At 73.3% G+C, this 21,914-nt stretch carries 22 protein-coding genes and 4 tRNA genes; 20 read left to right on the top strand and 6 right to left on the bottom strand.

Annotated elements, in window-relative coordinates; genetic code table 11:
* Positions 1 to 71 precede the first annotated feature (71 nt).
* The 4 genes from MCM47_RS36825 to MCM47_RS36810 all read left to right on the top strand — a co-directional run bounded on the left by MCM47_RS36825 (position 72) and on the right by MCM47_RS36810 (position 538).
* Positions 72 to 147: transfer RNA gene (locus MCM47_RS36825), tRNA-Glu, on the top strand.
* A 59-nt stretch (positions 148 to 206) separates the two neighbouring features.
* Positions 207 to 278, top strand: a tRNA-Gln gene (locus tag MCM47_RS36820).
* 50 nt (positions 279 to 328) lie between these two features.
* Positions 329 to 404 (top strand) — tRNA-Glu (locus tag MCM47_RS36815).
* A gap of 59 nt (positions 405 to 463) precedes the next feature.
* Positions 464 to 538, top strand: a tRNA-Gln gene (locus tag MCM47_RS36810).
* A gap of 104 nt (positions 539 to 642) precedes the next feature.
* Here the strand turns inward: MCM47_RS36810 and ndgR are convergent.
* A complete protein-coding gene (gene ndgR, locus MCM47_RS36805) occupies positions 643 to 1,356 on the bottom strand; it encodes an IclR family transcriptional regulator NdgR (protein ID WP_148642806.1) in 714 nt (237 codons plus the stop codon).
* 231 nt (positions 1,357 to 1,587) lie between these two features.
* On the opposite strand from ndgR, the gene leuC reads away from it, so the two are divergent.
* The 4 genes from leuC (at position 1,588) to MCM47_RS36785 (ending at position 4,988) form a co-directional block, all read left to right on the top strand.
* Positions 1,588 to 3,009, top strand: a complete 1,422-nt coding sequence (gene leuC / locus MCM47_RS36800; protein ID WP_238951375.1) for a 3-isopropylmalate dehydratase large subunit — start codon at positions 1,588 to 1,590, stop codon at positions 3,007 to 3,009.
* A gap of 5 nt (positions 3,010 to 3,014) precedes the next feature.
* On the top strand, positions 3,015 to 3,611 hold the full coding sequence (gene leuD, locus MCM47_RS36795) for a 3-isopropylmalate dehydratase small subunit (RefSeq protein WP_238951374.1): 597 nt from the start codon (positions 3,015 to 3,017) through the stop codon (positions 3,609 to 3,611).
* Positions 3,612 to 3,793: 182 nt separating this feature from the next.
* Positions 3,794 to 4,141 carry a hypothetical protein gene (locus MCM47_RS44205; protein ID WP_374209270.1) on the top strand — a complete coding sequence of 116 codons (348 nt, stop codon included), beginning with the start codon at positions 3,794 to 3,796 and terminating at the stop codon, positions 4,139 to 4,141.
* Between the two features lie 133 nt (positions 4,142 to 4,274).
* On the top strand, positions 4,275 to 4,988 hold the full coding sequence (locus MCM47_RS36785) for an HU family DNA-binding protein (RefSeq protein WP_238951373.1): 714 nt from the start codon (positions 4,275 to 4,277) through the stop codon (positions 4,986 to 4,988).
* 342 nt (positions 4,989 to 5,330) lie between these two features.
* On the opposite strand, the gene MCM47_RS36780 is transcribed toward MCM47_RS36785, so the two are convergent.
* Entirely contained in the window at positions 5,331 to 5,552 is a 222-nt protein-coding gene (locus MCM47_RS36780) for a hypothetical protein (protein WP_188298534.1), read from the bottom strand.
* 43 nt (positions 5,553 to 5,595) lie between these two features.
* Positions 5,596 to 6,303: a 2-phospho-L-lactate guanylyltransferase gene (gene cofC, locus MCM47_RS36775; protein ID WP_238951372.1), complete on the bottom strand. Its 708-nt coding sequence runs from the start codon at positions 6,301 to 6,303 to the stop codon at positions 5,596 to 5,598.
* A gap of 218 nt (positions 6,304 to 6,521) precedes the next feature.
* On the opposite strand from cofC, the gene MCM47_RS36770 reads away from it, so the two are divergent.
* From MCM47_RS36770 to MCM47_RS36760, 3 genes are all read left to right on the top strand, one after another.
* Positions 6,522 to 7,352: a 1-acyl-sn-glycerol-3-phosphate acyltransferase gene (locus MCM47_RS36770; protein WP_238951371.1), complete on the top strand. Its 831-nt coding sequence runs from the start codon at positions 6,522 to 6,524 to the stop codon at positions 7,350 to 7,352.
* Positions 7,349 to 8,350, top strand: a complete 1,002-nt coding sequence (locus MCM47_RS36765; protein WP_238951370.1) for an NAD(P)H-dependent glycerol-3-phosphate dehydrogenase — start codon at positions 7,349 to 7,351, stop codon at positions 8,348 to 8,350. The genes MCM47_RS36770 and MCM47_RS36765 overlap by 4 nt, the downstream gene beginning before the upstream one ends.
* Before the next feature lie 230 nt (positions 8,351 to 8,580).
* On the top strand, positions 8,581 to 9,723 hold the full coding sequence (locus tag MCM47_RS36760) for a D-alanine--D-alanine ligase family protein (protein WP_238951369.1): 1,143 nt from the start codon (positions 8,581 to 8,583) through the stop codon (positions 9,721 to 9,723).
* A gap of 131 nt (positions 9,724 to 9,854) precedes the next feature.
* On the opposite strand, the gene MCM47_RS36755 is transcribed toward MCM47_RS36760, so the two are convergent.
* Positions 9,855 to 10,367: a DUF3515 domain-containing protein gene (locus tag MCM47_RS36755; protein ID WP_238951368.1), complete on the bottom strand. Its 513-nt coding sequence runs from the start codon at positions 10,365 to 10,367 to the stop codon at positions 9,855 to 9,857.
* Between the two features lie 20 nt (positions 10,368 to 10,387).
* Entirely contained in the window at positions 10,388 to 10,621 is a 234-nt protein-coding gene (locus tag MCM47_RS36750; protein ID WP_238951367.1) for an Lrp/AsnC family transcriptional regulator, read from the bottom strand.
* A 210-nt stretch (positions 10,622 to 10,831) separates the two neighbouring features.
* Between MCM47_RS36750 and MCM47_RS36745 the strand changes: the two genes are divergently transcribed.
* The 3 genes from MCM47_RS36745 to thiD all read left to right on the top strand — a co-directional run bounded on the left by MCM47_RS36745 (position 10,832) and on the right by thiD (position 13,925).
* Positions 10,832 to 11,797, top strand: coding sequence for a thiamine-phosphate kinase (locus MCM47_RS36745; protein ID WP_238951366.1), 966 nt, complete (start codon positions 10,832 to 10,834; stop codon positions 11,795 to 11,797).
* 265 nt (positions 11,798 to 12,062) lie between these two features.
* Positions 12,063 to 13,088, top strand: coding sequence for a 6-phosphofructokinase (locus MCM47_RS36740; protein WP_238951365.1), 1,026 nt, complete (start codon positions 12,063 to 12,065; stop codon positions 13,086 to 13,088).
* Between the two features lie 24 nt (positions 13,089 to 13,112).
* Complete coding sequence (thiD, locus tag MCM47_RS36735; protein ID WP_238951364.1) at positions 13,113 to 13,925, top strand: bifunctional hydroxymethylpyrimidine kinase/phosphomethylpyrimidine kinase; 813 nt, start codon at positions 13,113 to 13,115, stop codon at positions 13,923 to 13,925.
* A 163-nt stretch (positions 13,926 to 14,088) separates the two neighbouring features.
* Here thiD and rpmB read toward each other — a convergent pair whose 3' ends face one another.
* Positions 14,089 to 14,274 carry a 50S ribosomal protein L28 gene (rpmB, locus tag MCM47_RS36730; RefSeq protein ID WP_078860753.1) on the bottom strand — a complete coding sequence of 62 codons (186 nt, stop codon included), beginning with the start codon at positions 14,272 to 14,274 and terminating at the stop codon, positions 14,089 to 14,091.
* A 283-nt stretch (positions 14,275 to 14,557) separates the two neighbouring features.
* On the opposite strand from rpmB, the gene MCM47_RS36725 reads away from it, so the two are divergent.
* The 6 genes from MCM47_RS36725 to MCM47_RS36700 all read left to right on the top strand — a co-directional run bounded on the left by MCM47_RS36725 (position 14,558) and on the right by MCM47_RS36700 (position 21,799).
* Complete coding sequence (locus MCM47_RS36725; protein ID WP_238951363.1) at positions 14,558 to 16,186, top strand: DAK2 domain-containing protein; 1,629 nt, start codon at positions 14,558 to 14,560, stop codon at positions 16,184 to 16,186.
* 80 nt (positions 16,187 to 16,266) lie between these two features.
* Positions 16,267 to 18,480, top strand: a complete 2,214-nt coding sequence (gene recG, locus MCM47_RS36720) for an ATP-dependent DNA helicase RecG (protein WP_238951362.1) — start codon at positions 16,267 to 16,269, stop codon at positions 18,478 to 18,480.
* Between the two features lie 106 nt (positions 18,481 to 18,586).
* Positions 18,587 to 19,120 (top strand): hypothetical protein, encoded by a 534-nt coding sequence (locus MCM47_RS36715; protein ID WP_238951361.1) that lies wholly within the window; start codon positions 18,587 to 18,589, stop codon positions 19,118 to 19,120.
* 158 nt (positions 19,121 to 19,278) lie between these two features.
* On the top strand, positions 19,279 to 19,863 hold the full coding sequence (rsmD, locus tag MCM47_RS36710; RefSeq protein WP_238951360.1) for a 16S rRNA (guanine(966)-N(2))-methyltransferase RsmD: 585 nt from the start codon (positions 19,279 to 19,281) through the stop codon (positions 19,861 to 19,863).
* 50 nt (positions 19,864 to 19,913) lie between these two features.
* Positions 19,914 to 20,405, top strand: coding sequence for a pantetheine-phosphate adenylyltransferase (gene coaD / locus MCM47_RS36705; RefSeq protein ID WP_238951359.1), 492 nt, complete (start codon positions 19,914 to 19,916; stop codon positions 20,403 to 20,405).
* 206 nt (positions 20,406 to 20,611) lie between these two features.
* Entirely contained in the window at positions 20,612 to 21,799 is a 1,188-nt protein-coding gene (locus MCM47_RS36700; RefSeq protein WP_238951358.1) for an ATP synthase F0 subunit B, read from the top strand.
* Positions 21,800 to 21,914: the final 115 nt, after the last annotated feature.

Below are 21,914 nucleotides of genomic sequence, written 5' to 3'. Positions count from 1 at the left end.
TGCCCTCTCACGGCAGTAGCGCCGGTTCGAATCCGGTCGGGGGTACTGATCCCGCAAGGGATCGCCAGGAAGCCCCCGTTGTGTAGCGGCCTAGCACGCTGCCCTCTCACGGCAGTAGCGCCGGTTCGAATCCGGTCGGGGGTACCAGAGCGGAAGCCGGTGGTTGTCGTCTTCTAGGAGACGCGCCCATCGGCTGAATGCTTTGTTGGGGTATGGTGTAATTGGCAGCACGAGTGATTCTGGTTCATTTAGTCTAGGTTCGAGTCCTGGTACCCCAGCGCAGTACCCCTGCAGTACGAACAGTGCGAGCAGGACAACTGAAGATCAAGCCCCCGTTGTGTAGCGGCCTAGCACGCTGCCCTCTCACGGCAGTAGCGCCGGTTCGAATCCGGTCGGGGGTACCAGAGCGGAAGCCGGTGGTTGTCGTCTTCTAGGAGACGCGCCCATCGGCTGAATGCTTTGTTGGGGTATGGTGTAATTGGCAGCACGAGTGATTCTGGTTCATTTAGTCTAGGTTCGAGTCCTGGTACCCCAGCCAGAGAAATGCAGGCCCCGGTGATCCGGGGCCTTTCGCATTTCCGGGTGTTTCCGCGGAAAGGGCCCGCGCACGGTGTGCGCGGGCCCTTTCGGTCGGTTCGGCGCTCAGCCGCGGCGCAGGGCCTCGGTGAGCCGGTTGGCGGCCTCGATGATGGCCTGGGCGTGCAGCCGGCCCGGGTGGCGGGTCAGGCGCTCGATCGGGCCGGAGACGGAGACGGCGGCCACCACCCGGTTGGAGGGGCCGCGCACGGGCGCGGAGACGGACGCGACGCCCGGCTCGCGCTCGCCGATGGACTGGGCCCAGCCGCGCCGCCGGACGCCGCTCAGCGCGGTGGCGGTGAAGCGGGCGCCCTGGAGTCCGCGGTGGAGCCGCTCGGGCTCCTCCCAGGCGAGCAGCACCTGGGCGGCCGAGCCCGCCTTCATCGGCAGGGTGCTGCCGACCGGGACGGTGTCCCGCAGTCCGGAGAGCCGCTCGGCGGCGGCTACGCAGATCCGCATCTCGCCCTGCCGGCGGTAGAGCTGTGCGCTCTCGCCGGTGACGTCGCGCAGGTGGGTCAGGACCGGGCCCGCGGTGGCGAGCAGCCGGTCCTCACCCGCCGCGGCGGAGAGTTCGGAGAGACGGGGGCCGAGGATGAACCGGCCCTGCATGTCCCTGGTGACCAGTCGGTGGTGTTCGAGTGCGACGGCGAGTCTGTGGGCCGTGGGCCGCGCCAGACCGGTGGCGGCGACCAGCCCCGCCAACGTGGCGGGGCCCGACTCCAGTGCGCTCAGCACCAGAGCGGCCTTGTCGAGAACGCCGACGCCGCTAGAGTTGTCCATGCCCTAAGACTGCAGTCTCATTCCGCGAGACGCAAGTTCAATCTTCCGCGAAAAGCGCCACTCTGGATGCAGCAGCCCGGGAGACATCCAGGATGCGACCTCAACAGAGTGTCCGCATCGTGGACACCGATCCGGCGTGCAGGTCGCGCGACGCGAGCCTCACAGGGCGGCGAAAGCACTGACCCCGACGACACGAGAAGGCCGGCAACGCGGCCGGCTGGAGGGAATCCGATGGGACGGACACTCGCAGAGAAGGTCTGGGACGACCACGTCGTGCGGCGCGCCGAGGGCGAGCCCGACCTGCTCTTCATCGACCTGCACCTGCTCCACGAGGTGACCAGCCCGCAGGCCTTCGACGGCCTCCGGCTGGCCGGGCGAAAGGTCCGCCGCACCGACCTCACCATCGCCACCGAGGACCACAACACCCCGACCCTCGACATCGACAAGCCGATCGCGGACCCGGTCTCCAAGGTCCAGCTGGAGACGCTGCGCCGCAACGCCGCCGAGTTCGGGGTGCGGATCCACTCGCTGGGCGACGTCGAGCAGGGCGTCGTCCACGTGGTCGGCCCGCAGCTGGGCCTGACCCAGCCCGGCACGACCGTGGTCTGCGGCGACTCCCACACCTCCACCCACGGCGCCTTCGGAGCCCTCGCGTTCGGCATCGGCACCAGCCAGGTCGAGCACGTGCTGGCCACCCAGACGCTGCCGCTCGCGCCGTTCAAGACGATGGCGATCACCGTCGAGGGCGAGCTGCCCGAGGGCGTGACCGCCAAGGACCTGATCCTGGCGATCATCGCGCGGATCGGCACCGGCGGCGGCCAGGGCTACGTCCTGGAGTACCGCGGCTCGGCCATCCGCAGCCTCTCCATGGAGGCCCGGATGACCGTCTGCAACATGTCGATCGAGGCGGGCGCCCGGGCCGGCATGATCGCCCCGGACCAGACCACCTTCGACTACCTGGAGGGTCGTCCGCACGCCCCGAAGGGCGAGGACTGGGACGCAGCGGTGGCGTACTGGAAGACCCTGGTCACCGACGAGGACGCGGTCTTCGACCACGAGATCTTCATCGACGCGAACGAGCTGACGCCGTTCGTCACCTGGGGCACCAACCCGGGCCAGGGCGCGCCGCTCGGCTCTTCCGTGCCGGACCCGGCCTCCTTCACCGACCCGCAGGAGCGGATCGCCGCCGAGAACGCCCTGGCGTACATGGGCCTGGAGGCCGGCACCCCGCTTCGCGAGGTCGCGGTCGACGCCGTGTTCGTCGGCTCCTGCACCAACGGCCGGATCGAGGACCTGCGGGCCGCCGCGGCGATCCTGGACGGCCGCCGGATCGCCGACGGCGTGCGGATGCTGGTCGTACCGGGCTCGGTCCGGGTCGCCCTGCAGGCCGTCGAGGAGGGCTTGGACAAGGTCTTCACCGCCGCCGGCGCCGAGTGGCGCCACGCGGGCTGCTCGATGTGCCTGGGCATGAACCCCGACCAGCTGGCTCCCGGCGAGCGCTGCGCCTCCACCTCGAACCGCAACTTCGAGGGCCGCCAGGGCAAGGGCGGCCGCACCCACCTGGTCTCCCCGCAGGTCGCCGCCGCGACCGCCGTCCTGGGCCGACTGGCCGCGCCCGCCGATCTCCCGTCCGACGTCGCTGTGGAGGCCTGAGCAGCATGGAGAAGTTCACCACCCACACGGGTCGCGCCGTTCCGCTGCGCCGCAGCAACGTCGACACCGACCAGATCATCCCGGCCCACTGGCTGAAGAAGGTCACCCGTTCCGGCTTCGAGGACGGCCTGTTCGAGGCCTGGCGCAAGGACGAGTCGTTCATCCTCAACCAGCCCGAGCGGCAGGGCGCCACGGTGCTGGTGGCCGGCCCCGAATTCGGCACCGGTTCCTCCCGCGAGCATGCCGTCTGGGCGCTGCAGAACTACGGCTTCCACGCCGTGATCTCGACCCGGTTCGCCGACATCTTCCGCGGCAACTCCCTGAAGAACGGCCTGCTCACGGTGGTTCTGCCGCAGGACGTCGTGGAGCGGCTCTGGGAGCTCACCGAGGCCGACCCGACCGCCGAGATCACGGTGGACCTGGAGGCCCGCGAGGTGCGCGCCCAGGGCGTCACGGCCTCGTTCGAGCTGGACGACAACGTCCGCTGGCGGCTGCTGAACGGCCTGGACGACATCAGCATCACCCTGCAGAACGAGGCCGACATCGCCGCCTTCGAGGCGACCCGGCCGGCCTTCAAGCCGCGTACTCTGCCGGCCGCCTGAGCCGCGTCGGAGAACAGGCATTCTGACGTTCCGCCGGATGGCCCGCCTCCCCTCGGGGGGGCGGGCCATCCGCCGTTCCGGCCCCGGAGTTAGCCGTCCCGGCCCACTGCCGATTGCCGATTTGGCAATGGCGCACAGGGGCCCGCGCAAGCACAACTGCGGGTAGATGGCACAATCAGTACATGCACCGGCACCATGAACCTCCGTACGCGGGCGGCGAACCCGCGTCACCGGAGTCCACGGGCCGGGGAGCCGAACGCCGAATTGACGATCGGCCGGACGCCGCCACCTCACCTGCTGAGGGGCTGGACGACCCGGAAGTCGCAGCGCTCTACGCGCTTGTGGCCGAGCGGTTGAAGCAAGCTCACGCCCGCGTGCATGCGCTGAACGTGTCTGCCGATGCAAAGACCGCTCTCACCCGACAACTCCTGATCGTCACCGAGACCGCCAAGCGCGATCTTCCGGAGGCGGCAAGGCGGTTGAGTCGCTTTGTCCAGGACCTCGACGAGGGGCGCCCGCCCGTCGTCTGAGGTCGCCGACGCGCAAATCCATTGCGACACTAGGGTGATTCGCGCGTTTGGTAATTGAAAGTCCGCAGATACATACCTAACGTGCGAAATGAACGGATGGAATCATCCGGCGCCCGTTTCCGAAGGGGAAGACGTGAACAAGGCTCAGCTTGTCGAAGCGGTGGCCGAGCAGCTGGGCGGTCGCAAGGCTGCCGCAGAGGCCGTCGACGCAGTGCTCGACACCATGGTCCGCGCCGTCGTGGCCGGCGACCGGGTGTCGGTCACCGGTTTCGGCACCTTTGAGAAGGTGGAGCGCTCCGCGCGCTTCGCCCGCAACCCGCAGACCGGCGAGAAGGTCAAGGTCAAGAAGACCTCGGTGCCCCGCTTCCGTCCCGGCCAGGGCTTCAAGGACCTGGTCAGCGGCAGCAAGAAGCTGCCGAAGGAAGGCCCCTCGGTGAAGAAGGCCCCCAAGGGTTCCCTCACCCCGGGCAAGAGCGGTGTCGCCGCGACCCCGGCCGCCAAGCGCGCCGCCACCAAGCGTGCCGCCGCCGCGACCCCGGCCGCCGCCAAGAAGACCACGGCGGCCGCCAAGAAGACGGCGACCGCCCCCGCGGCCAAGAAGACCACGGCGACCGCCGCCAAGAAGGCGACCGCCACCAAGAAGGCCACCCCGGCCGCGGCGAAGAAGACCACCGCGGCCGCCACCAAGAAGACCACGGCCGCCGCCAAGAAGACGGCGACCACCGCTGCCGCCAAGAAGACCACGGCGACCGCCGCCAAGAAGGCGACCGCCACGGCCAAGAAGACGGCCCCGGCGAAGAAGACCGCCACCCGCAAGACCACCGCGCGCAAGACCACCGCGAAGTAAGTCCGCGAACGGCCTGCCTGAGCCGTGGCGCACCCCTCCCGGGGCTCCGGGGGCGGGCCGCCACGGCTCTTCGCTTTCCGGGGCCGGCCGGGTGCGGCCCGGCGCGGCGGGGGTGTTGGGCGTCGGGGCACCGCGGGACGGCATGGCAGGGGCCGGCTCGTACGGGAACTGCGGCGGCGTGGCGGGGCGCGATGGGGTGCGGCAGAGGCGTGCGACGGCGCCCATGCGCCTCTTCGGTGGGTGAACGCCTTCGGCGGCCGGTGACGGAGGGCCGCTGCGGGACGGAACCGACGGATAGGGCGGACCCGACGGACCCGACGGACCCGACGGACGCCCGGGGCGTCAGCCCCCGGCCGGGTCGGGGAAGGTCTGCAGCGTCACGAAGACGACCCGGCGGGCCTCGCCGGTGCCCTCGGTGCGGATCCGCACCCGCTGACCGGGGCGCAGCAGCCGCAGGCCGCCGGCGTCGAAGGCGGCCGCGTCGAACGGCACCGGGGTCCCGTCGTCGAGCAGCACGGAGCCGGCCCGGGTGGCGGGGTCGAAGGTGAACGCGGTGGCCTGCATGGCAGCCAGCATAGCGAGCGCTGCCTCCCGGCCCCGGAGCGTCTCAGCGCTGCCCGGTGGGCCGGGCGGGGGAGTAGCCGAGCCGGGCCGACAGGGCGGCGGTGTGCGGGCCGACGCCGAGCGCGAGGGCCTCGCCGAGGTCGGCCCCGGTGTCGACGTCCCGGCGCACCGAATCCACCCCGGCCAGGCGGAGTTCACGGGCGCCGCCGGCCGCGTGGCGCTCCCGGGACCCGTCACCGAAGGCGGGCGCGAGCGGGCTGCCCGGGGCACAGGCCAGCAGCGTGGTGCCCAGGCCGGGGGTGTCCGCGAGGAAGGCCCGGCCGGTCGGCGGCACGGCGGCCAGCACGCGGGCCAGTTCGGCCGGGCGCAGGGCCGGCAGGTCGGCCGAGAGCGTGGCCAGCGGCGCGTGCGGAGCCAGTGCCAGCGCGACCGCCGCGCCGTGCGCCAGTGCGTGGTTGAGACCGCCCCCCGGTTCGTCGGCGACCACCGCGGCACCGAGGGCGGCGAGCCGGGCGCCGGCCACCGCGTCCCGGGTGACGACCAGGACCCGGGCCACGCCGGGCGTGGCCAGCGCGGCTGCGACGGTGTCGAGGGCGAAGCAGAGGGCGAGGTCCGCACGGTGCGCTCCGGCGAAGGGCGCGAGCCGGGTCTTCGCCAGGGCCGGCGGCTTGAGCGGCAGCACCAGCGACCAGTCGGAGGCGGGTGCGGGGGGCGCGACGGCCCCGCTGGGGCGTACGGTGTCCTGGGTCATCGGCGTCATTGTGGCGCCGGTCCCGGAACCCTCGCCAGGCCGTCCGAGCTGTGCGGACGTGCGTTTGGTCACGCCCGCCGGAGGTGCTGGCGGGGTTGCTCGACAGCCGGTCGGCGGTGGGGCGAGACTGTTCCGCGCCCGCGCCCCCCACCGGGGCCCGCGGGCGGCGAGAGAACCTGCGGCACCCCGGGTGCCGCACCGGATGAGGAGGACCTGGGGTGGCCCGCCGCTCGTACGCCAGCTTCGGCAACGCCGACTACGGCATCTGGTACCGCTTCGCGGCCGTGCTGGTGAAGCCGGTGACGACCGCGCTGGTGAAGCCCGACTGGCGGGGCTGGGAGCACCTCCCGAAGGAGGGCGGCTTCATCGCGGCGGTCAACCACAACTCGATCATCGACCCGGTGGTGTACGCGCACTGGCAGTACAACAGCGGGCGCCCGCCGCGGATCCTCGGCAAGTCCTCGCTGTTCTCGATCCCGTTCATCGGTTTCATGCTGCGCAAGACCGGTCAGATCCCGGTGTTCCGCGAGTCGACCGACGCCGCGCAGGCGTTCCGGGCCGCGATCGACGCGGTGAACAGCGGCCAGTGCGTGCAGTTCTACCCGGAGGGCACGCTCACCCGGGACCCGGACCTGTGGCCGATGACCGGCAAGAGCGGGGTGGCCCGGGTCGCGCTGATGACCGGTGCGCCGGTGATCCCCGTGGCGCACTGGGGCGCGCACGAGATCATCCCGCCGTACGGCAGGGGCGGCTCCGGCAAGGGGAAGTTCAACCTCTTCCCGCGCCACCGGGTGACCGTGGCGGCCGGGCCGGCGGTGGACCTGAGCAAGTACCAGGGCCAGGAGCTGACCCCGCAGGTGCTCAAGGACGCCACCGAGGACATCATGGCGGCCATCACCGCCGTCCTCGCCGACATCCGCGGCGAGGAGCCGCCGGCCGAGCGCTACGACATGCGCGCGGCGGCCCGGCACCGGGCCGAGGCGGCCGCGGCCGAGCGGCAGCGCGCGGCGGGCAAGCGTCGCAACGGTGACGAGGAGGCCGGCAAGTGACCCGCTGTGCCGTGTTCGGAACGGGCTCCTGGGGGACGGCGTTCGCGCTGGTCCTCGCCGACGCCGGCTGCGAGGTGGTGCTCTGGGGCCGCCGCAAGGAGCTGGTCGACGCCGTCAACACCACCCGGGTGAACCCGGACTACCTGCCGCAGGTGTCGCTGCCGGACTCGGTCCGGGCGACCACGGACGCCGCCGAGGCGCTGGCCGGCGCGGACTTCGCGGTGCTCGCCGTGCCCTCGCAGACGCTGCGGGAGAACCTGGGCGCCTGGGCCCCGCTGATCGAGCCGCAGACCGTGCTGGTGAGCCTGATGAAGGGCATCGAACTCGGCACCGCCAAGCGGATGAGCGAGGTCATCGCCGAGGTCGCCGGCGTCGGGCCGGAGCGGGTCGCAGTGGTCAGCGGCCCCAACCTCGCCCGCGAGATCGCCAACCGGCAGCCCGCGGCGAGCGTGGTGGCCTGTGCCGACGAGTCGGTCGCCAAGCGGCTCCAGGCCGCCTGCCACACCCCGTACTTCCGCCCGTACACCAACACCGACGTGGTCGGCTGCGAGCTGGGCGGCGCGGTGAAGAACGTGATCGGCCTGGCGGTCGGCATGGCCGACGGCATGGGTCTGGGCGACAACACCAAGGCGACGCTGATCACCCGAGGCCTGGCCGAGACCACCCGGCTGGGGCTGGCGCTGGGCGCCGACCCGTACACCTTCGCCGGGCTCGCCGGCATGGGCGACCTGGTGGCGACCTGTTCGTCACCGCTCTCCCGCAACCACACCTTCGGCACCAACCTGGGCCGCGGGATGTCGTTGGCGGAGACCATCGCCGCCACCCGGCAGACCGCGGAGGGCGTGAAGTCCTGCGAGTCCGTGCTCGACCTGGCCCGGCGCAACGGCGTCGACATGCCGATCGTCGAGGCCGTCGTGGACGTCGTGCACAACGGGCGTCCCACCCAGGAGGCGCTGCAGGCGCTGATGTCCCGCTCGGCCAAGTCCGAACGGCACTGACACGGCCTGCGCCGGCCCGGCCCGCACCGCGGCGGAACACACCGGGCCGACCGCACTGCGGACCGCACCGGTACGAACGGCACCGGCTCGAACGCCGTCGGGAACCGCGGGGGCGCCGGCCGGCGCCGGGGCGTCGGGGGGCGGTGCCCGGGCGGTCCGTCGCCCGCCCGGCGGTGCCCCGGGGCGGCTGACTTTCGGGAAACACCTCGCACGGTAGTCTCGAACGCGATATGAGCATCGAACAGACCTCCCCGAACCCGTCCGCGAAGCCGCGCGTTGCGCTGGTCTTCGGCGGGCGCAGCTCCGAGCACGCCATCTCGGTGTCCACCGCGGGCAGCGTGCTCAGGGCGATCGACCGCGAGAAGTACGACGTGCTGCCGATCGGCATCACCCACGAGGGCCGCTGGGCCCTGGTGAGTGACGAGCCGTCCCGGATGGCCATCACCGACGGCCGGCTGCCGGACGTCGCCCACGTCGCCGAGGCCGTCGAGGGCCAGGTGTCCCTGCCGGCCGCCCCGGGCAGCCGTGAGGTGGTCCTCAGCGAGCCGGGGACCGCCCCCAAGGTGCTCGGCGAGGTCGACGTGGTGTTCCCGCTGCTGCACGGCCCCTGGGGCGAGGACGGCACCCTGCAGGGCCTGCTGGAGCTCTCCGGCGTGCCGTACGTCGGCAACGGCGTGCTCTCCAGCGCGGTCGGTATGGACAAGGAGTTCACCAAGCGGATCCTGGCCTCGCACGGCCTGGGCGTCGGCCGGTACACCATCGTCCGCCCGCGCGACTGGGAGACCGAGGCCGGCCGGGACGCCGTCCGCGAGCGGGCCGCCGAGCTGGGCCTGCCGCTGTTCGTGAAGCCCTGCCGGGCCGGCTCCAGCATCGGCATCACCAAGGTCAAGGACCTCGCCGACCTCGACGCCGCGATCGAGGAGGCCCGCCGGCACGACCCCAAGCTGATCATCGAGGCGGGCGTGGCCGGCCGCGAGATCGAGTGCGGCGTGCTGGAGTTCGAGGACGGCCTGCGCGCCAGCGTGCCGGGCGAGGTCCTGGTCGGCGGCGGCTACGAGTTCTACGACTTCGAGGCCAAGTACATCGACTCCTCCGAGGTGCGGATCCCGGCGGAGCTCACCGCCGAGGAGACCGCGGAGATCCGCCGCCAGGCGATCGCCGCGTTCGAGGCGCTCGGCTGCGAGGGCCTGGCCCGCGTCGACTTCTTCCTGCTGGAGGACGGCAGCTGGATGGTCAACGAGGTCAACACCATGCCCGGCTTCACCCCGATCTCGGCCTACCCGAAGATGTGGGAGGCCACCGGGGTCGCCTACCCCGAGCTGATCGACCGGCTGCTGGAGGCGGCGCTGCGCCGCTCGACCGGCCTGCGGTAGCCCGCGCACGACGACGAGGGCGGGCCGGGAGCTGCTCCCGGCCCGCCCTCCGGCGGTGCCGCTGCCGCGCCGGGCGCCCGCTGCGGGACGTTCGCCGCTGGGGGGTGCCCGCCCCGGGACGTCCGCCGCTACTACGGGATGTTCGCCTTCACCGCTGCGCTGAGTGCGGCGACCGGGTCGAACGGGTTGGCGAAGGCCCCGCCGGGGACGGTCACCTCGACGTACGCCTTGCGCATGGTCGAGGTGAAGCGGTATCCGCCGTCGTCGAGCTTCTGCGGCCACCAGGTGACGTCGTCCACGGTGGGGGAGTAGTCCTTGGCGGCCTCGCCGTTCAGCTGCTCCGGGCGGTCCACGCCGCAGCGCAGCACGACGCGCGGCGAGCTCGCCCACGCGGCCACGTACGGCGAGGCCGGCGACGGGTCCTTGCGGGCGTGGCCGAGGAGTTCCTGCGGCAGTGCGGCGGCCAGGTCCCGGCAGTAGCCGGCCGCCTTGGGGGCCGGTTCCGGTACCTCGATCCGATCGGGCGCGGACCAGCTGCCGAGCAGCACGACGACCGTGCAGGTCAGCGCGACCGGCAGCGCCAGCCAGCGGATCGGGGCCGGCAGCGCCGCCAGGAAGCGGGGGACTCGGAGTTCTCGGGACACCCGCCGATGGTAGCCGGGCCTTACAGGTGGACCACCGGACAGGTGAGGGTGCGGGTGATGCCCTCGACCTGCTGCACCTTGGCCACGACCAGGCGGCCCAGCGCGTCGACCGTCTCGGCCTCGGCCCGGACGATCACGTCGTAGGGGCCGGTCACGTCCTCGGCCTGGAGGACTCCGGCGATCTTGGTGATCGCGTCGGCCACCGCGGTGGCCTTTCCGACCTCGGTCTGGATCAGGATGTATGCCTGTACCACGGAAGGACCTCCCGGCGGCTGGGTACGGGGATCTGCGCCGTGATCGCCCGGTCAGGCGTCGGGGGTGGAACGGGCTCACCGGCAGTCTGATCACCACGCTACCGCGCGGGGCCCCGGGGAGGGAGACCTCTGCACCGTTGGAGGGCGTACGCTGCGCGCGGGGGAGCGCGTACCGCAGGAGTTCTTATTTCAAACGCGAGAGGACGGCAGATGCAGGGGACCGTGGGCGAGCTCGGCGAGTTCGGCCTCATCAGGGAGCTGACCGCCCGGGTACCGCTCACCGCCGCGGTCGACCTCGGCCCGGGCGACGACGCCGCCGTGGTGAAGGCGCCGGACGGCCGGGTGGTGGCCACCACGGACGTGCTGATCGAGAACCGGCACTTCCGCCGCGACTGGTCGACCGCCTACGACGTGGGCCGCAAGGCCGCCGCCCAGAACCTCGCCGACGTGGCGGCGATGGGCGCGGTGCCGACCGCGATACTGCTCGGTCTGGTCGCCCCGGCCGACCTGCCCACCACCTGGGCCACCGAGCTGATGGACGGCCTGCGGGACGAGTGCCAGGTCGCCGGCGCGACGGTGGTCGGCGGTGACGTGGTGCGCGGTGACGTCATCACGCTGGCGATCACGGCGCTCGGGGATCTCCAGGGGCGCGCGCCCGTGACGCGCGCCGGGGCGAAGGTGGGCGACGTGGTCGCGGTCACCGGCTGGCTGGGCTGGTCCGCGGCCGGACTGACCGTGCTGCAGCGCGGCTTCCGCTCGCCGCGCGCCTTCGTCGAGGCGCACCGCCGTCCCGAGCCGCCGTACCACGCGGGGCCGGCCGCGGCCGAGTCGGGCGCCACCGCGATGGTCGACGTGAGTGACGGGCTGGTGGCCGACCTGGGCCACGTCGCCCGGGCCAGCGGGGTGGACATCGATTTGCGCGCCGCGGACTTCGACGTGCCGGCGCAGATGGCCGACATCGGCCAGGCCGTCGGCGTGGACCCGCTGGTCTGGGTGCTCTCCGGCGGCGAGGACCACGCGATCGTGGCGACCTTCCCGCGCGGCGTCCAACTCCCCGCGCGCTGGCGGGTGGTGGGCGAGGTGACGGCCCCCGCGCGGGCGGCCCGCGGCGGCCGGGTCACGGTGGACGGCGAGGCCTGGGACCGGGTCGGCGGCTGGGACCACTTCGCGGAGTGACCACGCCGGTCGCCGAGTGACCGCGCCGGCGGGGCGGTTGACGCCCCGCCGGGTGCGCCGGATCGCTTCGTGGGCGCCGAACCCGCGGCCCCGCGGGCTCCCCTGCGCACCTCCCCGGCGCGTGGTGCAACGCCGCGCGCCCCTCCCCTGGGCGAAGCGCCCGGCTCCGGCCGGGGGCGGCGCGTACGCTGGCGGTGAACCGAGCCCGCCCGCCCGTCCGGTGCGGGTGGTCCGAACCACTGCGGAGCGGGAGAGCCCACCCATCATGCGCATCGGGGTCCTGACCAGCGGCGGCGACTGCCCCGGCCTCAACGCCGTGATCCGCTCCGTGGTGCACCGCGGCACGGATGTCCACGGGGACGAGATCGTCGGCATCGAGGACGGCTTCCTCGGTCTGATCGAGGGACGCACCCGCCCGGTCTCGCACGACGACGTCACCGGTCTGCTGACGCTCGGCGGCACCATCCTCGGCTCGGCCCGGGTCCAGCGCGACCGGATCGCGTGGGCGGTGGACAACGCACGGACCCTCGCCCGGGACGTCGGCATCGACGCGCTGATCACGATCGGCGGCGAGGGCACGCTGACCGCCGCGAAGATGTTCAGCGACGCCGGACTGCCGGTGGTCGGGGTGCCGAAGACCATCGACAACGACATCGACGCCACCGACGTCACCTTCGGCTTCGACACCGCCGTGCACGTCGCGACCGAGGCGATCGACCGGCTGAAGACCACCGCCGAGTCCCACCAGCGCGTCATGGTCGTGGAGCTGATGGGCCGCCACACCGGTTGGATCACCCTGACCGCCGGGATGGCGGGCGGTGCGCACGGCATCCTGATCCCGGAGAAGCCCTTCGACATCGAGGCGGTCGCCCGGATGGTCGAGGACCGGTTCTCCCGCGGCAAGAAGTTCGCCATCATCGCCGTCGCGGAGGGTGCGTCGCCGCTGCCGGGAACGCTGCGCTTCGACCACGGCGCCGTCGACCAGTACGGCCACCAGACCTTCGGCGGGATCGGCAACCGGCTCGCCCACGAGCTGGAGGACCTGCTCGGCAAGGAGGCCCGCCCGGTCATCCTCGGCCACACCCAGCGCGGCGGCACCCCCACCGCCCGCGACCGGGTGCTCGCCACCCGGTTCGGCTGGCACGCGGTGGAGGCCGTCCACCAGGGCGCGTTCGGCCACTTCACCGCGCTGCGCCGCAACGAGATCCGGCTGGTGCCGGTGGGGGAGGCGGTCACCCGCCTCAAGACCGTGCCGAAGGACCGCTGGGCGGAATCGGAGGCCGTCCTCTGAGCGGCCGGGGGTAGGTTGGGGCCCATGCTTTCGACTGCACCTCCCCGCGAGGCCCCGCCCCGCGTCCTCACGGTGGCCGGATCCGACTCCGGCGGCGGCGCCGGCATCCAGGCCGACCTGAAGGCCATGCTCGCCCTCGGCGTCCACGGCATGAGCGTGATCACCGCCGTCACCGCGCAGAACTCGCTCGGCGTCCAGGGCTACTGGGAGCTGCCGGCCGAGGCCGTGCGGGCCCAGTTCCGCAGTGTGGTGGACGACATCGGCGTGCAGGCGGTGAAGACCGGGATGCTCGCCTCGATCGAGCTGGTGGAGACCGTCTCCGAGCTGCTCGCCGGCGTGGAGGCCCCGGTGGTGGTCGACCCGGTCGGCGTCTCCAAGCACGGTGACCCGCTGCTCGCCGCGGAGGCGGTGGCCACCGTCCGGGAGCGGCTGCTGCCGGTCGCCACCCTCGCCACGCCCAACCTGCACGAAGTGACGCAGCTCACCGGCCGGACCGTCGAGCACGAGGGCCGGATGCTGGACGCGGCCAAGGCGCTGCTCGACCTCGGGCCGCGCTGGGTGCTGGTGAAGGGCGGCCACCTGGAGGGCGAGGCGGCGGACCTGCTCTACGGCGGCGCGGGGGAGGAGCACTGGTACCGGGCGCCCCGGTACGACAACCGGCACACCCACGGCACCGGCTGCACGCTGGCCAGCTCGATCGCGGCCGGGCTCGCCAAGGGCGAGTCGCTGCCGGAGGCGGTGGCCACCGCGAAGGAGTACGTCACCGGCGCGATCGCCGGCGGCTTCGCGCTCGGCGCGGGGATCGGCCCGGTGGACCACGCCTGGCGCTGGCGCTGACCGGCGGTGGGCGGGCCTCCGCGCCCGCCCGCCCGGGCTTCGCGGGACCCCGCCGGCGCCCGGCGGGCGGACCGGGCAGGGGCCGGACGGCCCGGAAAGACAGGAAGCCGGTCCATCCGAGGATGAACCGGCTTACTGGAGGACCGGCGTACCGGTCTGCGCGTCAGCGCGAGACCTTACCGGCCTTGATGCACGAGGTGCAGACGTTGAGCCGCTTCGGCGTCCGCCCAACCACAGCGCGCACCGTCTGGATGTTGGGGTTCCAACGACGGGAGGTGCGGCGGTGAGAGTGGGAGATGCTGTTGCCGAAGCCCGGCCCCTTGCCGCAGACGTCGCAGTTGGCAGCCACAGGAGTCACTCCAAGACTTCAGATCACTTACATTCGAAACCCCGCCGGACCAGCGGAGCACTCACGTGAACCGAGCCGGACCGAGGGGTGAGCCCGGACTGTTCCAGGCAACCGGAAGAGCATACAACGCTTGCTCCCGTTCAACGAAACTACCACGTTCCGGCAGGTGATCGCTGCGCTCGCCGTCCCCCGGCGGCGCCCTCCGGCCCCCGATAACCTGCCAGGTATCACCCCTCGCCGTTCACCCTCAGGCCATCGCGGCGTCCCATCCGGAGGAGACCTGGTGCTGCACACGCTCGACGCCCCGGCCGTGCGCAGCTGGTGCCAGCTGGCCCTGCGCGCACTCGGCCAGGCTCGCGAGGAGATCGACGCACTCAACGTCTACCCCGTCCCGGACGGCGACACCGGCACCAACCTCTACCTGACCGTGGAGTCCGCCGCCGCCGAGGTGGAGAGCCGCTTCGCCGACCCCGGCGCCGGCCCGCCGCCCGGGCTGGCCGAGACGGTCCGGGCGATGGCCCGCGGCGCGCTGATCGGCGCGCGCGGCAACTCCGGCGTCATCCTGGCCCAGTGGTTGCGCGGCGCCGCGGAGACGCTCGCCGAGGGCGGTGGCGCCGACCAGCTGCGCACCGCGCTCCGGCGGGCCGCCGACGCGGCGTACCAGGCCGTCGCCGAACCGGTCGAGGGCACGCTGCTGACCGTCGCCCGGGTCGCCGCCCGGGAGGCCCTCCGGGCCGGGGACGGGCTCGCCCAGGTCGCCGACACCGCCCACCGGGCCGCCCGGGACGCGCTGCGGCACACCCCGGAGCAGCTCGCCGTCCTGGCCGAGGCCGGGGTGGTGGACGCCGGCGGGCGCGGCCTGGTCGCCGTCCTCGGCGCGCTCGCCGACGCCGTCGCCGGCCACCAGCCGATGGGCCCGGTCGCGCTGCGCGGGGACGTCCGGGTCGAGCGGTGCGAGACGCACCTGCGGCCGCCCGGCCCCGGCCACCCCGCCTTCGAGGTCATCTACCTGCTCGACGCCCCCGACGAGGCGCTGCCCGAGCTGCGCGAGACGCTCGCCGGGCTCGGCGACTCCCTGGTGGTCGGGGGCGGCGACGGCCTCTGGAACGTCCACGTGCACGTGGACGACGCGGGCGCCGCCGTCGAGGCCGGGGTCCGGGCCGGGCGGCCGCACCAGATCCGGATCACGCACTTCGCCGAGGCCGCCGCTCGCTCGGGCACCGCCGCCGACCGGGGCGAGCGCGAGGAACGCACCCGCGCGGTGCTCTCGGTGGTGTCCGGCACCGGGCTGGCCGAGCTCTGCGAGCAGTCCGGCGCGGTCGTCCTGCACGCCGACCCGGACCGCCCGCCGGCCAGCGCCGAACTGGCCGCCGCCGTGCGCCGGGCCGGCGCACGGGAGGTCGTGCTGCTGCTCAACGACCCCGAGCTGCGGGCCGCCGCCGGCGCCGCCGCCGACCAGCTGCGCGAGGAGGGCGTGCGGATCGCCGTGCTGCCCACCCGCTCGCCGGTCCAGGGCCTGGCCGCGCTCGCCGTGCACGAGGCCGGGCGGCGCTTCGACGAGGACGTGGTCGCCATGACCTCGGCCGCCGGCGCCACCCGGTACGCCGAACTCGCCGTCGCCGAGGGGGAGTCCTGGACCATGGCCGGGGTCTGCCAGGCCGGTGACGTGCTCGGCCTGATCGACGGCGACGTGGCGCTGATCGGCGCGGACCTCGCCGAGGTCGGCCGCCGGGTGCTGGACCGGATGCTCGGCGCCGGCGGGGAGCTGGTCACCCTGGTGCTCGGCGTGGGCGTGCCCGACGGGCTGGCCGAGACGCTGGTCGCGCACGCCCGGTACCGGCGGCCGGAGGTCGACGCGGTGGTGTTCCACGGCGGCCAGGAGTCGGCGCCGGTGCTCATCGGGGTCGAGTAGCCGCGACCGGCCGCGGGCGGGCGCGGAGCCCGGCCCGGGAACGCCCGGAATGTCGGTGCGGTGGTGTAAACAGGGGCCTGATGGGCGCTCTCGATGAACCACTGACCAAGCTCGTCGGCGACCGCACCGCCAAGGTGCTCGCCGACAGCCTCAAGCTGCGCACGGTCGGCGACCTGCTGCACCACTATCCGCGCCGCTACGTCGAACGCGGCCAGCTCACCAGCCTGGACGAGCTGGAGATCGACGAGCACGTCACCGTGCTGGCCCGGATCGAGAAGGTCACCCTGATCCCGTTCCGCGGGCGCAAGGGCGACCGCCTGGAGGTCGTCGTCACCGACGGCCGCAGCCGGCTCTCGCTGGTCTTCTTCAACCAGGGCTGGCGGCAGAAGGAGCTGAAGGCGGGCGCCCAGGGCCTGTTCGCCGGCAAGGTCGGCGTCTTCAACCGGAGCCGCCAGCTCGTCTCGCCGGACTACCAGCTGCTCGACGAGGAGGCCGGCTCCGACGCCGCCCGGCAGTTCGCCGGCCGGCTCATCCCGGTGTACGGAGCCAGCGCCCAGATGCCCAGCTGGAAGCTGTCCATCTGCATCGAGACCGCGCTCACCAAGCACCTGGCCGACGTCGGCGAGCCGCTGCCCGCCGAACTGCGCGAGCGGCACGACCTGATCCCGCTGCCCGAGGCGCTGGAGCTGATCCACCGGCCGCGCAGCCAGGCCGACCGCGAGCGGGCCCAGAGCCGGCTCCGCTGGGACGAGGCCTTCGTCCTCCAGGTCGCCCTCGCCCGGCGCCGGGCCGCCGACTCCGCGCTGCCCGCCGTCCCGCGCAGGCCGCGCCCGGACGGCCTGCTGGACGCCTTCGACGCCCGGCTCCCGTTCACCCTCACCGAGGGCCAGCAGAAGGTCTCCGCCGAGATCGCCGCCGACCTGGCGAGCGAGCACCCGATGCACCGGCTGCTCCAGGGCGAGGTCGGCTCCGGGAAGACGCTCGTCGCGCTGCGGGCCATGCTGGCCGTGGTCGACGCGGGCGGCCAGGCCGTGCTGCTGGCGCCCACCGAGGTCCTCGCGCAGCAGCACCACCGCTCGATCGTCGAGATGATGGGCGACCTCGCCGAGGGCGGCATGCTCGGCGGCTCGGACCTCGGCACCCGCGTCGTGCTGCTGACCGGCTCGATGGGCGTTCCCGCCCGCCGCCAGGCGCTGCTCGACATGGCCTGCGGCGACGCCGGCATCGCGATCGGCACCCATGCGCTGATCGAGGACAAGGTGCAGTTCCAGGACCTCGGCCTGGTCGTGGTGGACGAGCAGCACCGCTTCGGCGTCGAGCAGCGGGACGCGCTGCGGGCCAAGGGCGAGCAGCCGCCGCACCTGCTGGTGATGACGGCCACCCCGATCCCGCGCACGGTCGCGATGACCGTCTTCGGGGACTTGGAGACGTCCGTGCTGGACCAGCTGCCGGCCGGCCGCTCGCCGATCTCCACCCACGTCGTCCCGGCCGTGGAGAAGCCCAACTTCCTGGCCCGGGCCTGGGAGCGGGTCCGCGAGGAGGTGGCCAAGGGCCACCAGGCGTACGTGGTCTGCCCCCGCATCGGGGACGAGGAGCCCACCGAGCCGAGGAAGCGGCGCAAGGCCGCCGAGGAGGACCTGGAGGACGTCGCGGACACCGGCGCCGACAGCGACGAGCGCCGGCCCCCGCTCTCCGTCGTGGAGACCGCCGAGATGCTGGTGAAGGGCCCGCTGGCCGGGCTGCGGGTGGAGATCCTGCACGGCCGGCTGGCCCCGGACGCCAAGGACGAGGTGATGCGCCGGTTCGCCGCCGGCGAGGTCGACGTGCTGGTCGCCACCACGGTGATCGAGGTCGGCGTGAACGTACCGAACTCGACCGCCATGGTGATCATGGATGCCGACCGCTTCGGCGTCTCCCAGCTGCACCAGCTGCGCGGCCGGGTCGGGCGCGGCAGCGCGGCCGGCCTCTGCCTGCTGGTCAGCGACATGCCCGCGGCGAGCGCGGCCCGCGCCCGGCTGGACGCGGTGGCGGCCACCCTGGACGGCTTCGAGCTCTCCCGGATCGACCTCGAACAGCGCCGCGAGGGCGACGTGCTGGGCCAGGCGCAGTCCGGGGTGAAGTCCTCGCTGAAGGTGCTCTCCGTGCTGGAGGACGAGGAGGTCATCGTGGCCGCGCGCGCCGAGGCCACCCGGCTGGTCGCCGCGGACCCCGACCTGACCGCCCATCCGGAGCTGCGCACCGCACTGGAGAGCCTGCTCGACGCGGACCGCGCGGCCTACATGGAGAAGGGCTGAGGGCGGGCGCACGGGCCGCCGCGATGTCAGACCCCCGGGAGAGAATGTAGTTGTTCGGGACGCACCCCCAAGGTGCGTATCCGGCACGACATTTGGGGGTCCTGCCATGGCATTCCGTCATCTCAACGAGCTCCCGCTGGGCGACAAGGTCTTCCGGATCGAACTCGCCAGCGACGACGACCGCGAGGTCACCCTCACCCTGACCGGCTGGCGCGAGGGGGAGGCGGCCGCGCCCCTCGCCTCGGGCAAGCTCCGCCTGCCGGTCGAGGACGTCGCCTCGCTGCGGATCGCGCTGAACCGCGCGCTCCGGGCCCTGGCGATCGTCGCCGACGTCTCCGAGCCCATCCCCGACCGCGACGTGCTGCGCGAGCTCTACCCCGGCCACGGCGCCCCCTGGGTGCCGCAGCACGAGGAGGAGCTGGTCCGGCGGTTCCACGACGGCGAGACCATCGCCCGGATCGCCGCCCGCTTCGGCCGCACGCCCGACTCCGTCCGCACCAAGCTGCGCGAGCTCGGGCACGACCCGCGCCGCCCCGAGTTCTGCCCGCCCGACGGCTGCCTCTCCTGGTCCCGCTACGCCTCCCCGGCGCTCCTCGGTGCGGCGATCCCGGCACAGTCCGCGGGGGCGGACGCGGGCTGAGCCAACGGCCCCGCCCAGCCCTGCCCAGCCCTGTACAGCCCCGCACAGCCCCGCCGGCCCGTCCGGCGGGGCTGTGCGCCGTCGGGGGCCGGGGGCGCCCACCCGCGCCCGGGGCGGGATAGCGTGGTCGGGCAGCGACGAAAGGACCTCCCACCACCATGACCCGCGTCATCGCCGGGGCGGCCGGCGGCCGCCGGCTGGCCGTACCGCCCGGCCGGGGCACCCGCCCGACCTCCGACAAGGCCCGCGAGGCGATGTTCTCCACCCTGGAGTCGCTGCGCGGCACCCTGCACGGGGCCCGGATGCTGGACCTGTTCGGCGGGTCGGGCGCGGTCGGCCTGGAGGCGCTGTCCCGCGGGGCCGAGCACGTCCTGCTGGTCGAGGCGGACGCCCAGGCGGCCCGGGTGATCCGGGAGAACGTCCGGATCGTCGGCCTCCCCGGGGTGCTGGTGAAGGCCGCCCGGGCCGAGAAGGTGATCGCCGGGCCCGCCCCGGAGGACCCGTACGCCCTGGTCTTCCTCGACCCGCCGTACGTCGTCACCGACGACGAGGTGCGCGAGATGCTGATCACACTGTCGGCGGGGGGCTGGCTCGCGGACGACGCACTCGTCACCGTGGAGCGCAGCACCCGCGGCGGTGAGTTCGGCTGGCCGGACGGTTTCGAGGTGCTGCGCTCCCGCCGCTACGGCGAGGGCACCCTCTGGTACGGTCGCGCCGCCGCCGAGACCCGCCACCACCCCTAGCGGGCCGAGGAGGCCCGCAGCACCCGTCACCCACGAGGGAGCACCACGCCATGCGCCGCGCCGTCTGCCCCGGTTCGTTCGACCCGATCACCAACGGTCACCTCGACATCATCGAGCGCGCCTCGAAGCTGTACGACGTGGTGCACGTCGCCGTCGCGGTCAACCGGAACAAGCAGGGCATGTTCACCATCGACGAGCGGATCGCCCTGATCGAGGAGGTCACGGCGCCCTACGGGAACATCGTGGTCGAGTCGCACCTCGGCCTGCTGGTGGACTTCTGCCGGGACCGCGGCATCCCGGCGATCGTCAAGGGGCTGCGCGCCGTCAGCGACTTCGACTACGAGCTGCAGATGGCCCAGATGAACCACGGCCTGACCGGTGTCGAGACGCTCTTCGTGCCCACCTCGCCGACGTACAGCTTCCTGTCCTCCACGCTGGTCAAGGAGGTCGCCTCGTACGGGGGCGACGTCTCGCACCTGCTGCCCGAGGTGGTGCACCGCCGGCTGGTCGAGCGGATCGCGGAGCGTAAGGCGCAGCAGTAGGCGGTCCGCCTGCAGGCACCCGTCGTTCGGTCCGTTTCTGCCGGTTCGTCACCACTTGCCCCGGACCCGGTCGGGCGCCGGGGCCCGGTCGTTGTGACCTCGGCCCGCAGTGGCCGTACAGTCTGTAGTCCTGCCCTGCGGTGAGCTCCACCGCGCCGGGCCTGCCTCCGCCGGAGCGTCGGCGGCACACGGAAAGACGGAGTCCCGTGGACGTGCAGAACAAGGTCGACGAGATCGTCGCGGCCGTCGAGAACGCCCGCTCGATGCCCATGTCTGCCTCCTGCGTCGTGAACCGGGCCGAGCTGATCGGCCTGCTCCAGGAGCTCAGGGAGGCGCTGCCCGCCGAGCTGGCCCAGGCCCAGTCGGTGATGGCCGACCACGAGCAGGTGGTGGCCGACGCCCAGGCCGAGGCCGAGCGGATCATCCACGGCGCGCACACCGAGCGCGGTTCGCTGATCTCCGACACCGAGGTGGTCCGCCGGGCCCAGGCCGAGGCCGACCGGATCCTCGCCGAGGCCCGCGCCGAGGTCGACGCCAAGCGCGCCGAGGCCGACGACTACGTGGACAGCAAGCTGGCCAACTTCGAGGTCGTCCTCACCAAGACGCTCGGTGCGGTCGGCCGCGGCCGGACCAAGCTGCGCGGGGACTCCAGCGTCTTCGAGGCCGACCACGACGGCGAGACCGACGGCGAGGAGTTCCAGCCGCAGGGGATCAGCCCGAGCCCGGAGGTCGACGAGTACGTCGATGTGAAGCTCGCCACCCTGGAGAACGTGCTCAGCGCGACCCTGGAGGCGGTCGGCAAGGGCCGGGACAAGCTGCTCGGCAAGCGCCCGATCGACGAGCTGGGCGCCTACCTGGCCGCCGCCGACCAGGCCCAGCAGGCCAAGGACCGCGCCGAGGCGGTCGCGGCGGGCTTCGCCACCGACGCCGACGGCGAGGAGGTGCCGTGGTACCGCGAGGAGGTGCCGCAGCAGCAGACCTGGCCGGAGCAGACCCCGGCCGCGGCCGGCTGGCAGCAGCCCGGCGTCGACCAGTACGGGGCCGCGCAGCAGCCCGGCGGCCAGTACGCCGAGGTGTACGGCGGCGGCTTCGACCCGGCCGGCCAGGCCGACCCGTACGGCGCGCAGTACGGCTACCCGCAGCAGCAGCCGCAGCAGGGCTACCAGGACGGCGGCCAGCAGGGCGGCTACGGCTACCCGCAGCCCCAACAGGGCTACCAGGCGCAGCAGTACGACGAGTGGGGCCACCCCGTGCCGGAGGCCGGCGGGGGCTACCCGCAGCAGCCGGCCGTCCCGCCGGCCGTGCCGCACCAGCAGGCCGGCCTGGACGAGACCAGCTTCTTCGACACCAGCATGATCGACATGACCAGGCTGCGGGAGCTCGGCGGCCGGTGACGGGCGTGCACCGCCGGGGCCGGTCGGGGCCGAAGTTGGGCCTGGCGGGAGACTCCGGTAGTCTGACCACTCCGGCCTCTCCGTGTCGGGCCGTCGGTCTGCCCGCGCATCGTCC

Source organism: Kitasatospora sp. A2-31 (assembly GCF_022288725.1).
Lineage (GTDB): Bacteria > Actinomycetota > Actinomycetes > Streptomycetales > Streptomycetaceae > Kitasatospora.
The sequence above is the reverse complement of the archived record's forward strand: the minus strand, read 5'-3'. Positions and strand labels throughout refer to the sequence as shown.

What these genes read in the sequence shown, in the direction of transcription:
- cofC (WP_238951372.1), bottom strand. Translation starts at nt 6,303, where the DNA reads ATGACCCAGGACACCGTACGCCCCAGCGGGGCCGTCGCGCCCCCCGCA.
- MCM47_RS36740 (WP_238951365.1), top strand. Translation starts at nt 12,063, where the DNA reads ATGCGCATCGGGGTCCTGACCAGCGGCGGCGACTGCCCCGGCCTCAAC.
- thiD (WP_238951364.1), top strand. Translation starts at nt 13,113, where the DNA reads ATGCTTTCGACTGCACCTCCCCGCGAGGCCCCGCCCCGCGTCCTCACG.
- MCM47_RS36745 (WP_238951366.1), top strand. Translation starts at nt 10,832, where the DNA reads ATGCAGGGGACCGTGGGCGAGCTCGGCGAGTTCGGCCTCATCAGGGAG.
- recG (WP_238951362.1), top strand. Translation starts at nt 16,267, where the DNA reads ATGGGCGCTCTCGATGAACCACTGACCAAGCTCGTCGGCGACCGCACC.
- coaD (WP_238951359.1), top strand. Translation starts at nt 19,914, where the DNA reads ATGCGCCGCGCCGTCTGCCCCGGTTCGTTCGACCCGATCACCAACGGT.
- MCM47_RS44205 (WP_374209270.1), top strand. Translation starts at nt 3,794, where the DNA reads ATGCACCGGCACCATGAACCTCCGTACGCGGGCGGCGAACCCGCGTCA.
- rsmD (WP_238951360.1), top strand. Translation starts at nt 19,279, where the DNA reads ATGACCCGCGTCATCGCCGGGGCGGCCGGCGGCCGCCGGCTGGCCGTA.
- MCM47_RS36780 (WP_188298534.1), bottom strand. Translation starts at nt 5,552, where the DNA reads ATGCAGGCCACCGCGTTCACCTTCGACCCCGCCACCCGGGCCGGCTCC.
- MCM47_RS36760 (WP_238951369.1), top strand. Translation starts at nt 8,581, where the DNA reads ATGAGCATCGAACAGACCTCCCCGAACCCGTCCGCGAAGCCGCGCGTT.
- leuC (WP_238951375.1), top strand. Translation starts at nt 1,588, where the DNA reads ATGGGACGGACACTCGCAGAGAAGGTCTGGGACGACCACGTCGTGCGG.
- MCM47_RS36715 (WP_238951361.1), top strand. Translation starts at nt 18,587, where the DNA reads ATGGCATTCCGTCATCTCAACGAGCTCCCGCTGGGCGACAAGGTCTTC.
- leuD (WP_238951374.1), top strand. Translation starts at nt 3,015, where the DNA reads ATGGAGAAGTTCACCACCCACACGGGTCGCGCCGTTCCGCTGCGCCGC.
- ndgR (WP_148642806.1), bottom strand. Translation starts at nt 1,356, where the DNA reads ATGGACAACTCTAGCGGCGTCGGCGTTCTCGACAAGGCCGCTCTGGTG.